General features: G+C 43.8%; 14 protein-coding genes and 1 tRNA gene. 9 read left to right on the forward strand and 6 right to left on the reverse strand.

From position 1 onward, the window contains the following. Window positions 1-10 precede the first annotated feature (10 nt). The 6 genes from ACE1CD_RS15895 (at window position 11) to ACE1CD_RS15920 (ending at window position 5346) form a co-directional block, all read left to right on the forward strand. Window positions 11-661 carry a hypothetical protein gene (locus tag ACE1CD_RS15895; RefSeq protein WP_374825413.1) on the forward strand — a complete coding sequence of 217 codons (651 nt, stop codon included), beginning with the start codon at window positions 11-13 and terminating at the stop codon, window positions 659-661. After that, complete coding sequence (locus ACE1CD_RS15900) at window positions 658-1233, forward strand: hypothetical protein (protein WP_374825415.1); 576 nt, start codon at window positions 658-660, stop codon at window positions 1231-1233. The genes ACE1CD_RS15895 and ACE1CD_RS15900 overlap by 4 nt, the downstream gene beginning before the upstream one ends. Further along, a complete protein-coding gene (locus ACE1CD_RS15905) occupies window positions 1214-1921 on the forward strand; it encodes a 3'-5' exonuclease (protein ID WP_374825417.1) in 708 nt (235 codons plus the stop codon). The genes ACE1CD_RS15900 and ACE1CD_RS15905 overlap by 20 nt, the downstream gene beginning before the upstream one ends. A gap of 82 nt (window positions 1922-2003) precedes the next feature. Further along, complete coding sequence (locus ACE1CD_RS15910) at window positions 2004-4709, forward strand: AAA family ATPase (RefSeq protein ID WP_374825419.1); 2706 nt, start codon at window positions 2004-2006, stop codon at window positions 4707-4709. Window positions 4710-4843: 134 nt separating this feature from the next. After that, window positions 4844-5017: a hypothetical protein gene (locus tag ACE1CD_RS15915; RefSeq protein ID WP_374825421.1), complete on the forward strand. Its 174-nt coding sequence runs from the start codon at window positions 4844-4846 to the stop codon at window positions 5015-5017. A 59-nt stretch (window positions 5018-5076) separates the two neighbouring features. Beyond that, window positions 5077-5346, forward strand: coding sequence for a hypothetical protein (locus ACE1CD_RS15920; RefSeq protein ID WP_374825423.1), 270 nt, complete (start codon window positions 5077-5079; stop codon window positions 5344-5346). On the opposite strand, the gene ACE1CD_RS15925 is transcribed toward ACE1CD_RS15920, so the two are convergent. From ACE1CD_RS15925 to ACE1CD_RS15945, 5 genes are all read right to left on the reverse strand, one after another. Next, complete coding sequence (locus ACE1CD_RS15925) at window positions 5312-6415, reverse strand: tyrosine-type recombinase/integrase (RefSeq protein ID WP_374825425.1); 1104 nt, start codon at window positions 6413-6415, stop codon at window positions 5312-5314. The two genes, ACE1CD_RS15920 and ACE1CD_RS15925, sit on opposite strands and share 35 nt — an antisense overlap. A 146-nt stretch (window positions 6416-6561) precedes the next feature. Next, a tRNA-Val gene (locus tag ACE1CD_RS15930) sits at window positions 6562-6635 on the reverse strand. Beyond that, the gene (locus ACE1CD_RS15935) at window positions 6626-6823 is read right to left on the reverse strand and encodes a hypothetical protein (protein ID WP_374825427.1); all 198 of its coding nucleotides are present in this window, start codon (window positions 6821-6823) and stop codon (window positions 6626-6628) included. Before ACE1CD_RS15935 ends, ACE1CD_RS15930 begins: the two co-directional genes overlap by 10 nt. 118 nt (window positions 6824-6941) lie before the next feature. Next, a complete protein-coding gene (locus ACE1CD_RS15940) occupies window positions 6942-7718 on the reverse strand; it encodes an SDR family oxidoreductase (protein WP_374794413.1) in 777 nt (258 codons plus the stop codon). Window positions 7719-7889: 171 nt separating this feature from the next. Next, a complete protein-coding gene (locus ACE1CD_RS15945) occupies window positions 7890-8351 on the reverse strand; it encodes a DUF3237 domain-containing protein (RefSeq protein WP_374825429.1) in 462 nt (153 codons plus the stop codon). 525 nt (window positions 8352-8876) lie between these two features. On the opposite strand from ACE1CD_RS15945, the gene ACE1CD_RS15950 reads away from it, so the two are divergent. The 3 genes from ACE1CD_RS15950 (at window position 8877) to ACE1CD_RS15960 (ending at window position 12731) form a co-directional block, all read left to right on the forward strand. Further along, the gene (locus tag ACE1CD_RS15950; protein WP_374825431.1) at window positions 8877-9413 is read left to right on the forward strand and encodes a sterol desaturase family protein; all 537 of its coding nucleotides are present in this window, start codon (window positions 8877-8879) and stop codon (window positions 9411-9413) included. A gap of 169 nt (window positions 9414-9582) precedes the next feature. Then, on the forward strand, window positions 9583-10194 hold the full coding sequence (locus ACE1CD_RS15955) for a TetR/AcrR family transcriptional regulator (RefSeq protein WP_374825433.1): 612 nt from the start codon (window positions 9583-9585) through the stop codon (window positions 10192-10194). Window positions 10195-10388: 194 nt separating this feature from the next. Then, window positions 10389-12731, forward strand: coding sequence for an ATP-binding protein (locus ACE1CD_RS15960; protein ID WP_374825435.1), 2343 nt, complete (start codon window positions 10389-10391; stop codon window positions 12729-12731). 29 nt (window positions 12732-12760) lie between these two features. On the opposite strand, the gene ACE1CD_RS15965 is transcribed toward ACE1CD_RS15960, so the two are convergent. Continuing rightward, entirely contained in the window at window positions 12761-15052 is a 2292-nt protein-coding gene (locus tag ACE1CD_RS15965; protein ID WP_374825437.1) for a response regulator, read from the reverse strand.

The following is a 15052-nucleotide window of genomic DNA, read 5'->3' on the forward strand; positions in this document are numbered from 1 at the left end:
CTTAGCACAAATGAAAGAAAACCTGCCACTCAAACACAGAATTTCAGTAGAACGCTGCAACCTAAAATGGGCACAACAATTAGTAACCCAGCATCACTACCTACACAAGCCAGTCGATCGCCGTGCCATGCCATTCGCTTATTCAATCAACCTTGATGGGAAAGCGATCGGAACAATTATCATGGCAATTCCTCATTGGAACCGCCAGAAAAACTTGTTCACGACACAAGATAAATGGGTTAGTGGCGAAAAGCATCTACCTACAGCATGGCAAGTTCTCTGTATTTCCCGGCTATGGATCGATCCATCAGTTCAAAATCAGCAAAGTAATGGTCATGCTTCAAATATTGGGTCATGTGCGATCGCTAAAATGCTGCGGCGTGTTCAACGCGACTGGATCGAGCATCATCCACCAGTATTCCCAGAACTGCCCTATCACCTCAAATTAATTCTGGCTCATGCAGATTTGGGAGTCGGTCACGAAGGCATTGTTTACCAAGCTGCTAATTTCACCCGCTGGGGAATGACCCAAAAAACCCGCGCTAGAGAAACAAGTCGAGGCAGTGTCAGCGGCAGCCAAAAAATTTTATGGATTTACCGACTTTCCGAACCTTCGTGGAAATGGTCACCAAAAACTTTGCAGTTGGAGTTAGCTGTATGAGTTACGGATGGTGTCAGAGTTGCCGCGATCGGATCGGTAAAAAGCTTTTCCGCGAGTTAACAAATCGACGCTGCGCTGATTGCATAAAAAAATTTGGTGCAACTGTACTCCCACTCAAACCATCAAAACCAATAGTAAAAACAACTCCAGGTTGTAATAAACCTGCTAAAAAAGGTAGACCAATTCAAAAACTTTCTACAGATGAAGAAATTTTGCTGAATTGGTTGCGATCGAACTCAATTCAGACTTATTGGAAATCAAAAGCAGCAAATAGTCTTGGATGGCCGGTTGAAAAAGTTAGAAAAATATCTCGGAAACTGCGAAACAAAAAACTTTTCACATTTTCGAGAATTTCGCTATCAGAAACAATTCTAGATTTTCTGACAGAAAACAATCCCAAAACAGCTTATGAATTATCCAAAGAAATGCCAGCAGAATTTAATCCTTCATGGGTAAGAGAAATTCTTCATAAATTATCCAAAGAAGGAAAAGTTTTGCTCATTAAATCATCAAGTATAACCAAACCACACACTTACTTACTCAAAAAGGAAAATGAAACTGTTAGTAATTGATACCGAAACAACAGGAACCGACAAAATTGATAGCGTTTGCGAAATTGCTGCGACATTTTACCAGATTGGTGAAAATGAAAGAACAACAGGAGCGATCGCATCAATATCAACTCTAATGCCTGTCACCTACAACGATGCCGAATCAATCAATCAAATTCCTTTTGAGCTAACATTAGCATCCTCAACTTTATTGGATCGATCGCTAATGTTAATGAAGGAACTTTCAGAGATAACAGATTATGCGATCGCCTTCAATGCCGAATTTGATGCACCATTGGTAAACCAAATTTTAGGTGAACAAAAGTGGTTGTGTGCCATGAGAGATATTAATTGGGAGTATCCATCAGTTAATTCCTACGGTGGTTTTAAGCTAATTGATTTAGCTCTGTGGTTAGGAATTGGAGTTTCTACAGTTCATCGTGCAGGTGATGATGTTCGGCTTTTGGTTGAATGTTTTAATCGTAAAAAAGAAATCTTGCCAATGATGATTACAGATGCAATCGAACGCTCAAATTCTCCATTTGTTGAGCTAAAAGCTTTGGTGAATTATAACAACCGGGAATTAGCCAAACAAACTGGGTTCAGTTGGGATGGAAATCGAAAATCTTGGATCAAGAAAATCCGAGAATGCGATGTAGAAGCATTTACAAAAACCTTGGAATTTCAATATGAATTCCAAAATAATTGAATACGAAGAAAAATGCGGCAGCTTTATGAAATCATCTGGAGTCGCCAATTACTCGAAAAATGTTGGAACAAGAACAAAAATTATGACATCACAAAATCTGACTCTGATTGAAGGCATTGAAACCCAACTGACCTTGCTTGGGTATGGACTTGATGACGTAATACTTTTTAGAGCAATTAAAACTGGGAAGAATAGCCGCTGTCAAAAAATTAAATGTAAAGGAGATGAGTTGCCTTATGAAAAACTTCAGGAATTACAAAAATATGGTTACAACTTATACCTTGTGATTAACGGAGGAGATACTGACGCCGAAGTTAAATCTGGTCGGGCTATTTTTTATGAACATGACAATTTATCAAAGGATATTCAGCGTGAGCTTTGGCAACATCTGAATTTACCTGAACCAACATTTCAGGTAGATACTGGTGGTAAATCCATCCATAGTTACTGGGTATTCGATCGTTCTATCCCGATCGAACAGTGGAAAACGCTACAAGCTGATTTATTAGAATTCGCAGATGCCGATCGCTCAATTAAAAATCCATCCCGTGTGATGCGTTTGGCTGGGTCTGTGCATCAAGGAACCAAACAAGTTGCGGCGATCGTTTCAAAATCAGCAAAAACCTATAACTACGAACAATTGAAGGCAATTATTTCACCGATCGCACCGATCGCACTTGTCCCCACACCTACCCCAATCCCCACACCTACTCAAAAAATCCCACTCGAAAATTGTCTAACCAAACAACACCGGGATTTTCTAGGCGGAGTAGCAGAGGGAAATCGCAACAAGTCAGGTGCGGCGCTGGTGCGGGATTTAATCGGAACAGCAGCCAGACTTGAATATCTGGGAATTGAGTACGCTGGCAGTGCGCGAGGATTATTTGAGGAATTCGCAAATCGCTGCAATCCCCCACTCCCTGCCCACGAAGCTAAAACCATTTGGGATTACGCTCAAAAGAAAAATCCAACGGCGTGCCTAACTGATGATGCTATAGCCAATTGTGTAAAAGCTTGGAAATATACACAAAAGCAAGTTCCTGCTTTGGTTGCTTCATCTAGTTCGTCTGGTTCTGGCTCAAAATCCTTACCTGAAACTGAAAACAGTGGCGGATCTGATTTGGGGAATGGGGGTAGAAATGGATCGGGCAATTTGCCACCAAGCAATCAGCCAAATCCAGATGAGGTATTTAAGTTAGAGGTTTTGGCCTACTCCAATGAATCCGATCCATTCAAAAAGATGCGGATGAAAGGGCAAATTTGTGCCAATTACCGAATCTCAGCCAAGGAATTACAGGAATTAGTTGATTTCATCAAAGGGCGATCGACTGTACCAAAAGCTAAACGCTTTACTGGCGCTGAATTTATCCTTTTAGAAACTGAAGGTATTAAATGGCTTATACCCGGCATTGTTCCCGGTCGGGGCGTGACTATCCTGGGTGGAGCGCCGGGGGCTGGTAAGACAACGATCGCTTACGATATGGCAGCCAGCATTTTGTACCAGGAATCCTTTCTTGGTGAAGATATCGATCGACCGGGAAAAGTTCTGTTTGTTTCGTCAGATGAGCAACCATGCTTCGCGCAGGACAAATTTATCAACCGGGGATTTACGTTTAATGACCAGTGGCAATTTGTAACCGATTGGGACATTTCCCAAAAACAAGAATTTGAAGAATATTTAGATGATTTCCGCCCTCTATTTGTAATGATGGATAGTTTCGCAGCCATCCATCGGGACGAAAGTTTTGACGAAAACTCATCTCAGGCTAAAGCTAATATTTATTGGCTGGAAAGCATGGCCAATAAATATGGATGTGCCATCCTCTTAATTCACCACTGCAATAAAAACTCTGAGCAAAAAGGAGTAGCAAAGTTGCGTGGAAATACAGCGATCGCTGGAGCTTGCAGTGCTGTACTTCTTCTTGAAGGAGAAGGCAATGTCAAATCATTATCAGCAGTAAAAATGCGTGGTTCTGAGCTATTTAAATGGGATGTAAAACTCGATCCAGAAACTGGTCGTTATTCAGTTGTTCAAGGAAAGATAGATGATTCAGCAGCTAAAACTTTGTCCGAAAAAATCCTGCTGCTTTTCTCAACCAAATATCCAACTACCAGATTAGAAGTTTCAGAAATTCGAGAGGAAGTTGGCGGTCAAGCCGATGCACTTTATAAAGCACTCGATCGCCTCTGCAAACGTGGTCTATTAGTTAAGCGTCCATCAGAAAAGAATCGTCGGTTCAAAGTCTATGGATTGCCATTAATTCAATCAGAATCAACACCGGACACTATTCCAGAACACTCCCCCCCCCAATCGCCTGTCAACGACACCGATCCAACGTTTGAAAACCTTGCCCAGATTGAAATACAGACATTGGACACGATATTGGACACACATTCGACAACATTGGACACTAATTTAGAACCAAAAGCTGAAACACTTACCCAGACTGAGGTGCAGACATTAGACGGACACCTGAGCCTCAAGGGGGGGAGTGAGGTAGAAAATGTAGAAGCGAATGCAGAGTCAGAAGAAATTGCTGAAGAATATTTAAACCCAGAAATAATTGATAAAGAGGTTGATAATTTAGCAATGTACATTACACTTGCTTGCACTGAATCTGATAAGGAATTAGTTAAAGAAGCTCTGTTGCTTATTTGGGATTTAATTCAAAAATTCAAAAAAATGATGCCATCAAATGAAGTGGCTTCGTTCCGGGCGAAACTATGGAACAAACTTTCTGTTGAACAACAGAAACAGTTTAAATTAGCATTAGATGAGTCAAAATAATTTGCTTGGAAGTCACCAATACGGAACTTGCTACCAATGTGGAAATCCCATTGAAATTCCGGGAATCCAAATCTTTTATTGCAATTCATGTGGATGGGTTAAAACATTAGAATTCTAACTTCAGCAAAAATACGATGAAAAAAGAGAACGCTTTAGCAGCCGCAAATCTCCAAAAAGCTCAGCTTCTTCAAGAATGCGATCGACTACTGAACAAAATAGCGAACCATCGTTATTCCCTGAAACTTTTGATGAAGTGTAAAACGGCACTTCAAATCATTGCTGATTACAAACCTCTCAGAAACAGATAGCAAAATCTGCTATTGATTTTGGAGAGTAACAAACTCTGTTATTTTGCTATTCAGGAAATATGTTCGTAAACAAGAATCGAGCCAGTGAGATTTTATCAAAAAGTCCTCGGACTTTAGTAAGGTATCGCCAACAGGGAATTCTGATAGAGGGAATTCACTGCGCGTTTGTTGGGAACGAATGGCTATACAACGAGGAATTGATTTTGGACTTGATTAGCTGCAACATGAATCCGCAGCACCCCGACCATCAGAGAGCGATCGCTTACTATCAATCCCAGAAACTTGGAAATCAACTCAAGGGTCGTCGGAAAAAATATCAGGCAGTTTAGTTTTGTTAATTACACCAGCATAATGCTCAAACAAAGTTTGCACATCATGGCCAGTCATTTCCGCAACCTCTACCGGATTTACCTTTCGTTCAAGAGCATGAGAAATTAAAGTATGCCGAGTGGTATAAGGCTTGCGATAGGAAATCCCAAGTTCAGTAAGAATTGGTTTCCAAGCCCGATTACGAAAATTATGATCATCGATCGCACCGCCCTGTGGAGCCATAAAAACCAAGTCATCAGGGTTGAAATTAACTGGGCGACGGGTTAAAAGCAATTGTTGAAGGTGTAGGGTCAAATTAACGGTACGATCGCGCCCAGTCTTAGTTTCCTTGCGAATACCCCTGCTCAAACTTTCTCCAATCCAAACTTGTGAGCAATCGTCGCTGATGTGCTTCCACTGAAGAGCGATCGCTTCACCAGTTCTGCACCCAGTTCCAAAAAGAAAACTCACAAAATCAGTATAATGAGGTTGACATTCTTGAAAACCCTCAACAATTTTCAAAATTTCATCTTTAGTAAAAGGTTTGGGCTTTTGCTTGGGAGGAACTTTAACCTTAACTTCCAACCAAGGGTTTTCAGTAACTAGCTTCTGCTTAATTCCCCAATTCCAGCAAGCTCTGAGCAGGGCAATGCGTTCTCTCAAAGTAATTGCAGCAATTTTAGTTGCTAGTTTGTGGATAAACTTTTCAGCTTCCTTCTCACCAATACCGATCGCTGCCTTATTGCCAAAGTGATTTTGCAGTTTACCGAGAAGTCCTTTGTACTTGGCCAAGCTACGGTCGTAAATCTGACGCGATCGACGTTCCATGAATTTCTCAAACAGTTCAACTACAGAAATCTGATTTTGGCGTTCCGGTTTGTACTTGGCTAGGGTCGGGTCAAAGTTGCCAGTGGCCAAATCGCCTTCAATTGCCTTAGCCTTCCCCTCAGCCACAATGCGGTTTAGGGGGGTATCAGCCAGCCCACAGTAAAGATAATGCTGTTTACCTTGATAAGTCCAAACTAACCGAAGCACTCCTTTGAAACTTTGAACTGCTACAGTTCCTTTTCGATTTCGGTGGCCTGCCATGCCTAAACCCTTGAAATTCGGTATCTTTAATTTATCCTTTTAGATGGTTCAAGCTGACATAGCCTGTCATAGTCATCGATGCGACCCAGCTTGAGCAAAACCCTGATTAAAAGCTAAAACCCTTACGCGAAAAGGTTTTAACTCAATGGACGCAACTGGACTCGAACCAGTGACCCCTACGATGTCAACGTAGTACTCTAACCAACTGAGCTATGCGTCCTTTTCAGCTTCAACACTATAACACACATTTCTCTCGATTTGCAAATCTTCCGTATTCTTTTCCAACTGCCCAGTCCCACCCATAATTCCTGTGCAGCAGTTTGACACGCTCACCGCCACAGGGTAGCTTGGCAGTGAGTGTGCCAAAACATCACCAGACATCTCCAAAAATTCTTGTGGGGTAGGCATCCTGCCTGTCCTTTGAGATTCTTTGGGAGGAGATGTCTAATAGACATCTCCAAAAATTCTTGTGGGGTAGGCATCCTGCCTGTCCTTTGAGATTCTTTGGCAGGAGATGTCTAATAAATTACAATCCTGGCGTCGTTTGTGCAAACAAAGCGGTAAAATCTGTAGTCACCACAGTACCGGGCGCATCTTCCGGTTGAGAAATCAAGTCAAATGCTTTGTTGCGAGCATTTGGTGCCAACAAAGCTTGCACCACCACTTCTGCCACATCTGCACGCGGAATCGAAGTCGGAATTCCATTTGGTGGATTAACCAGCATGGTGTCATTTTTACCGACTAGAAGTTCTCGTTTGCCTCCCGCTTGGTCTAATAGACCCCCAGCGCGAACGATCGTATAATCAATACCAGAATCAATTAAATACTGTTCTGCCTGACGTTTCCAAATCAAGATGTTGCCATTGCCGATACTGTTAAGAGGATGCTTTTCATTAGTGCCGCCCATTGAACCGACCAAAACTATACGATCGATTCCAGAAGCTTTTGCAGCATCGATTTGATTAACCTGACCCTGATAATCGATTACTTGTGGCATTTCATCATCAGGAAAGGTAAACTCAGGACGCTGACCCGGTTGTGGGATTCCTTTCATCTGGGGAATAGCACTGGTGAGAATGACCAACGCAGAACAACCTTCTAGCGCTTTTATCAGAGTGTTTGAGTCGCGGATATCACCGTAGAAAAAGTTATCGCTTGTGCCGAATAATTGCCGAACTTTATCGCTGGAACGAGCAAATCCCCGCACGATAAACTGCTGGGGACGTTGCTGTAATTTCTGGAAAACGAGCGAACCTGTACGTCCTGTTGCACCAGTAACTAGAACTTGTATGGGCGTAGTCATTAAAATCGATTACCAGATAGGATTGCAGAAAACTATTATGGCATTGCTAGACCGTCGAATAGCACTCAAATAAGGTAATTTTCCATAAATTACCGAGGGCTGAAAAAAAACTATCCCACTCATCATTAAGCGGAATATTTTTTTACTCAAATTTCATCAACTGCAACTAAGCTACCTAACCGCATAGATATCATACTCCACTTCCGAACGCTCTAAAAAAGCTTGACCGATTCCTATACAATGTAAGCGATTAAGCCATTTGTAGTTTGGATGAACTGTATGATAGCGAGGAGCGATGCGTAATGGAAATTGCTGTGGTATTGCTTGGTTCAAAAACTTTTGGTAGCCATCTTCTCCTAAATCATATACTCCCAAATAATTTGTGTAGATTAATGCTCCATCATCGGTTTCAAAAGTAGCTCGTACATCAATTAAACCCACACCATCAGGGCGAATAGTTACCCAGTCCCCTCCCCCAGGAAGAACTTTTCCATTCATTTTTGGGCCTTTCACTAATCCCCCAACAAAGTAAGCATTAGCCCGAATTCCCTCTGGGACTGGCCCAATAAACTCAATCGGGTTTTTCAGAGTTATGGTGTAAGAAAAGAGATGTTCTAAGCTGTAATCAAACATATTTTCATACTCCTTGTAGAGTTGCAATCGATAGGTTTAATGGCCGATCGATCTCGTTTATATCGATGGCATTTGTGGATAGCTGGGACTAGATCCAGCCATATGAGCAATTAGAGTAGTTGAAATGTTAAATAATTAATTAAATGTTAATACTTTTTTAAACTTTCCTTTAACAAAAGTAACTATTATTTTAACATTTGATAGATAAAATCAAGCGTGCTAATCAATCCGGACTTAGGCAAGTGTTACACTTAGATGAACTTGTAGGAAGCGTCGGACGAAATTATGGATCGACAGAATGATAATTTCAGCATCTGACCCACCCTATTCTATGTGTCAGTTCTGTAAGTCCTATGGATGCCATCTGGAAACTAAGGTAGCGACGATGAGCCCCAAAATCATTTTGATTTCGATCGACGATGCCACAGCATCGGTATTTGGCTCATACCTCAACACTGGTGTGCTGGAAGCGCTCTTGGGATAACTATTTTGTGTGGTGTTTCTGAGTGAATTTGAGAAGTAAAAATGCTTGAAGCAATCTGTGTAGCTTGGTTATTACTGTTTTTGGGTGACTTCCTTTCTACCTTCTTTTACCACATACCCGAACACATTTTTGGTACTCTCCACGTAAAAACGCACCATTCCTGGAAAAAAAACTTTCGTCATTACGCTATCTTGACATTTAATCCTCTGGTTCTTTTAGATGGAATCTTGGGTGCTTTGCCTTACTTGATACTGGCAGTAGTACTGTGGCCTTTTTCTCCTATAGGTGTGATTGGCGGACTGCTTTTCGGTCAATTTCATGTTTGGTGGAGACATATAACTATCTTGGGAACAAAAACTCCCAAGTTCGTAACTATTTTGTGCCAATTAATCTTTATCACAACTCCTGAGAGGCATTGGATACACCATCAAAAAACTAACCAGGCTTACGGTGATATTTTTACCTTCTTTGAGGAACCTGCTAAACTTTGGTTGCGCTGGCTACGCCTGTTAAGGCTTTATTTGAAACAATCTCCGCTTGTAAACAAATATAGCCAGGAACTAGGGGCGAGAAACTAAGAGTTAGGGAGGGGCAAAGCATTTGGGCGATAATTTTTCGCTCTTGCCAAAAGAGTTATCGCTAAATGCTTTGTTTAGCGCGATCGCCATACACTTTTAATTTAACTTAACAAGTTACCAGTGTCAACATATAATAAAGAAAAGTTATTCAATTTGGGACTGGTAACGGATGAGTGGCAAAAAGACTTATCACCACGGGGATTTGCGACAGGCGTTAGTGGATGAAGCGATCGCACTGATTGCCGAAAAAGATGTCAGCAGCCTGTCGCTGCGAGAAGTGGCGCGTCGGATTGGGGTATCTCATGCGGCATCCTATCGTCACTTTGAGGACAAGGAGGCACTTTTAGCAGCTGTAGCGCAAGAAGGATTTATGGGATTGACAAAAGCGCTCAATACAGCGTTGGATGTGGCTGAATCCCATTCGTTGCGGCGGCTGGAAGCGATCGGTGTAAGGTACGTACAATATGCGATCGCACACCCATCCCATTATCGGGTGATGTTTGGTGCTGATCGGGGCAATCCAGACAAGTACCCATCCTTGGAGCAAGCAGGTAAGCAAGCGTTTGGAGTACTTGTGAATGCGATCGAGGCAGGACAAATTGCTGGTGCAATCCGTTCTGGAGAAACTCAACAGTTAGCGTGGGTTGCTTGGTCGTTGGTACATGGATTGGCAATGCTGCTGATGGATGGTCAACTTTCCCTATGTAATACTAAAGAGGTTGAAAGTCTTGCTACCTTCGTCACGGAAACTTTAGTTCGGGGATTGGCACTCCATCATTAAAATTAGCAGTGAGAAATTGACTTTTAATCCTACTTTTTTATTAAAACGTCGGGGTTTCCGGAAAGTAATATGAGGAAGCCCTCCCGATAATCTTCGATCGGCACGAGGGAGGAGATCTCTTAATAGAGCAACAATCGAAGATATGACCGACAAAAACTACAGCAATAAATTTTCGGTTCCGCTAGGTGAATGGGTTGCCTCAAACAAGCACAGATCGCACTTCGACAATGTTCAGTAGCTGGGTGCTACCGCTCAGGTGGCATCTGGTGCTACTTGTGGCAGGGTCTTTGCTCCCGGTAGTCTTGTTTGCGGTTGCCGTCGTCTACCGACTGTCAAACCAAGAGAAGGCAACATCAGAGCGTCGCGCACTTCTAGCGGCCCGTAATTTAGCAGAGACAGTAGAGCGCGAGATTGCTAGCACATCTCGGACGCTGCAAGCACTGGCGACATCGGAGCAACTTGACCGAGGGGATCTCAAGTCCTTTTACAATCAGGCTCTGCGGGTAGTGCAGACGCAACCAACCTGGTTAACTGCCATCCTCTTATCACCAAACGGTCGTCAGTTGGCGAACACCAAAAAACCTTTTGGTATGCCGTTGCCTTCTGCGATCGAGCGAGAAAGCCTGGGGCGCGTTGTCCTGACACGCCAGCCGACAGTGGGCAATCTCACCCCTGGAGAGCAGGGAAATCTCGCCTTTCCAGTCCGCGTTCCCGCGATCCGCAACGGCAATTTACGCTACATTCTCACTGCTGTGATTACCCCGAAAGCACTAGCGAGCGTCGTGGAAGAACAATCTCCTGTAGATGGAGAATGGACTCGTACAGTCGTTGACGCTCACGGGATCGTGGTGGCTCGCACTCGCAATCCCGATCGTTTTGTGGGAAAGCGGGGAACAGCATCTTTCCTCAAACGGATTCGGGAGTCAAGTGAGGGAGTGTACCGCGACACGACCCTGGAAGGAAAGCGGGTATATGTCGCCTATAGTCGGATAAATAATTTGGGGTGGACGGTTGCCGTCACTGTCCCGGTGGCAGTCATCCAAGGCCCCTCACAAAAAGCGATGTGGGTCGCGATCGGCTCTGGTTTGACATTGCTGCTCATCAGCGGTAGTGGTGCGATCGTACTGGCGCGGCAGATTTCTCGCAGCATTACCTTATCTGCCGCCGCCGCCGAAGCGTTGGCCAAAGGGGAACGCCCTCAGATCGCGCCCTCACCCATCAAAGAAATCGCTTTATTAGGTAAGTCCCTCGAATTTTCGGCTAATTTGCTTTTGCAACGGGAGCGGCAACTAGCAGAAAATCTAGCACAGGCGGAAGCAGCGCGAGAGGAAGCCGAGGCAGCCAACCGCATCAAGGACGAGTTTCTGGCTGTATTATCTCACGAGTTGCGAACGCCCCTCAACCCAATTCTCGGCTGGTCTAAATTACTTCGCAGTGGCAGATTAGATGCGGCAAAAACTGCTTACGCCCTAGAAACAATTGAGCGGAATGCCAAACTCCAAACTCAACTTATTGAGGATCTGTTGGATGTTTCCCGCATCCTACGAGGTAAATTAAACCTAAACATGGCTCCGGTAGATTTAGGTTGGACAATTAACGCGGCACTGGAGACGGTGCGTTTAGCCGCACAAGCCAAGTCGATTCAAATCCAGGTATCGCTCGATTCAACAACTGGAAAGGTTTTAGGAGATTCTGGACGTTTGCAACAAGTAGTTTGGAATTTAGTTTCTAATGCAGTCAAATTTACACCTGAGAAAGGGCGAGTGGAGGTGAGATTGCAGCAAGTTGAGGAAGATAAAAGCGATCGCAAAAATGCTTCGTCATCTTCTCTTTCTCTCCATTCCTACGCTCAAATTACTGTTAGCGATACTGGTAAAGGCATTTCTCCAGAATTTCTACCTCATGTGTTTGAGTATTTCCGTCAGGCAGATTCTTCCACCACGCGGATGTTTGGCGGATTGGGACTGGGGTTGGCAATAGTTCGTCATTTAGTTGAGTTACATGGTGGAACTGTTCGCGCAGATAGCCCTGGCGAAGGACAGGGTGCTACCTTCACAGTTGAGCTGCCCTTAATCGAAAACAGCGAATTGGCACAAGAGAAAAGTGAGCTATTGGACTACTCTTCATTGTCTATTGCCGATTGCCCACTTGCTAAGCTTCGAGTTTTGTTAGTCGATGATGAGGAAGATGCACGGGACGTAGTTGCGTTCATCCTGCGACAAGCAGGGGCGATCGTTATCACTGCTCAATCGGCGATCGAAGCTTTGGAAGTTTTCTCGCGATCGAGTGTAAATGTGGTGGTCAGCGATATTGGTATGGCAAAGATGGATGGCTATATGTTAATTCGGCAAATCCGAACTATGCCGCCAGAACAGGGGGGACAGGTGCCTGCGATCGCTCTGACGGCTTATGCAGGAGAAATTGACCAACAACAAGCGATCGCAGCTGGATTTCAGCGGCATATTCCCAAGCCTGTTGAGCCAGAAGAGTTGGTAAAGGCGATCGTCAATTTAAAGGGACTGGGGCTGCGGGGCTAGTAAGGTGGACAATGCCCACCCCAGTTATCTCAATTTTCAATAAAAAGAGGCAATCGAATGATGAATTGGGTGGCATTGTTCGCGCTTTGAACAGCGATCGTCCCACGCATTTGCTCAACTAGCTTTTTCACCAGTGCCAGTCCCAAGCCAGTGCCACTGTGTTTCCAAGGGTCTTTGTTAGGAATCCGGTAGAACTTATCAAAAACACGAGGCAGTTCTTCAGGAGCAATTTCGACACCCGTATTCACGATATTTAAATAGAAATGGTCGGCTTTTGTATAAGCAAAAATAGAGATCGTCTCACGGGGGGGGGTATATTTGCAGGCATTATTGAGTAGTTCGGTGACGATCCGGCTGAAGCTATGCAAGTCAACAGTCAGGATCGGAAAATCGGGAGCGATTTCAACTTGTAGTGTTTGCTGTTGGTTTCGGGCTCTAATTTCAAAACTTTCGATCGCATGAGGCAACCAGTCTCGCAAATCGATCGGAGTAGGTTGACTGGCGTAAACACCCGCTTCGATGTGCTGAAGACTGAGCAGATCTTCGATTAAGTTTAGTTCCCGCTCAGATTCTTCCTGCAAAACCTTGAGATAATCGATCGCTTTGTTATTTTGTTCTTTCAAATGAAAAATTTCCCGCACGAAAGTTTCTTCCTGATTAGTTAGCGTTATCAATAAGTTAGTGACCATTTGGATACTAGAGATTGGAGTACGCAGTTCGTGGGAGATAGTACTGAGAAAATCGTCTTTGAGTTGATTGAGTCGTTGGAGTTCCTTGACCTGAGCTTGAGCGGCTTCATACAATTGAGCTTGACGGAGAGCGATCGCACACTGGTTAGCAACTTGTTGCACTAAATTAATTTCCATCTCGCTAAAGCTAGAAGCGATCGCTTTGAACACCCAAAGATGGCCAATGATTCCAGCTTGTGGCAATTGCCCATCAACTATCGGACAGACGAAAATTGCTGAATGATGGGGAATGGGGCTAGCTTGCATCTGACAAAACGCAAAACAATATCCCTGCTGCAATTGACCGTATATCTCAGGTGCATCTTCGAGCTGGATTTGTTGTCCTTGAGTCGCGGGTAGCCCAGGTTGTACATACTGATAGTGAATTGTCGAGGTGAGGCGATCTGGACTGTAGAGAGCAGCATCGCAAGCTTTTGCTTCGATGGCGGTGGCTAACTCTTTGACTGCAATTTGCAGAATTTGATGGGAATCTAACGAGTCGCGTACTTTATCGGAAATACGTTTGAGAGTAGCTTCAAAGGCGAGGGATTGCTGTAATTGTAAAGTACGAATATGCACTTGCCGTTCCAAAGTGCTGTTAAAATTTTGGATTTCTTGATATAGTTCTGCCTGTTGAATACCGATCGCAATCTGCCCTGCCAGTTGGGAAAGCAAACTCACTTCCGAACGCAGCCACACTCTGGGGGCAGAGCAATGGTGAATAATTAGCAATCCCCACAGTTTTTCATTAGCCAGAATCGGTACAACTAACTTGGCCCGAACTGCCAATTGTTCGACAAATTCAACTAAACAAGGGGTAATATCGGCATTTTTGGCATAGATATCATTAATGATACAAATTCTGCCGTGTTTGTAAAGTTCGTGATAAGTGGAGGGAAATACTTCTGCTGGAAAATCCATTCCCAAAATAGCTGGAAAACCGGACAAAACGGCTTCGTCAACCACTTTTCCCGTGTGATTATCAAACAATTGATAAATTAAAACGCGCTCGGCTCGCAGCAACTGTTGAATGGCTGAAACCGTTGTACTGAAAACAACTTCTTTATCGAGAGATTGCCGAATTCGTTGAATAATCGTGCCCATTAATCGTTCTTGTTCTGCCTGAAATTGCAGCATTACTCCGGTTTGCTGTAGCTGTTGATTCTGCTCTAATAATTGCTGCTGCTGCTGCCGAATCGTGAGTTGATGTCCGATCCGAACCAGTACTTCCTCGGTTTGAAAGGGTTTGGTAATATAATCTGCTGCACCCGCCGCAAAGGCTTTGACCTTATCGCTGGCATCATTCAACGCACTCAAGAAAATCACGGGGATATCGCGAGTGGCAGGATTGGCTTTCAGAATCGAACAAACCTGATAGCCATCCATTTGTGGCATCCGGATATCGAGCAAGATCAGATCGGGAGTATTTGCCTGAATCGCAGCCAAGGCGACTTCTCCACTTATAGCTTGTCTCACCTTGTACATTTCATCCCGCAAAATGCTAGACAAGATTCGCAAATTGTCCGGCTGGTCATCCACGATCAGAATATTGATTTTGCTCTTTGTTTTTTTAGGAACTGCAATTGCAGACAT

Source organism: Aerosakkonema sp. BLCC-F183 (genome assembly GCF_041929145.1).
Taxonomy (GTDB): Bacteria; Cyanobacteriota; Cyanobacteriia; order Cyanobacteriales; family Aerosakkonemataceae; genus Aerosakkonema.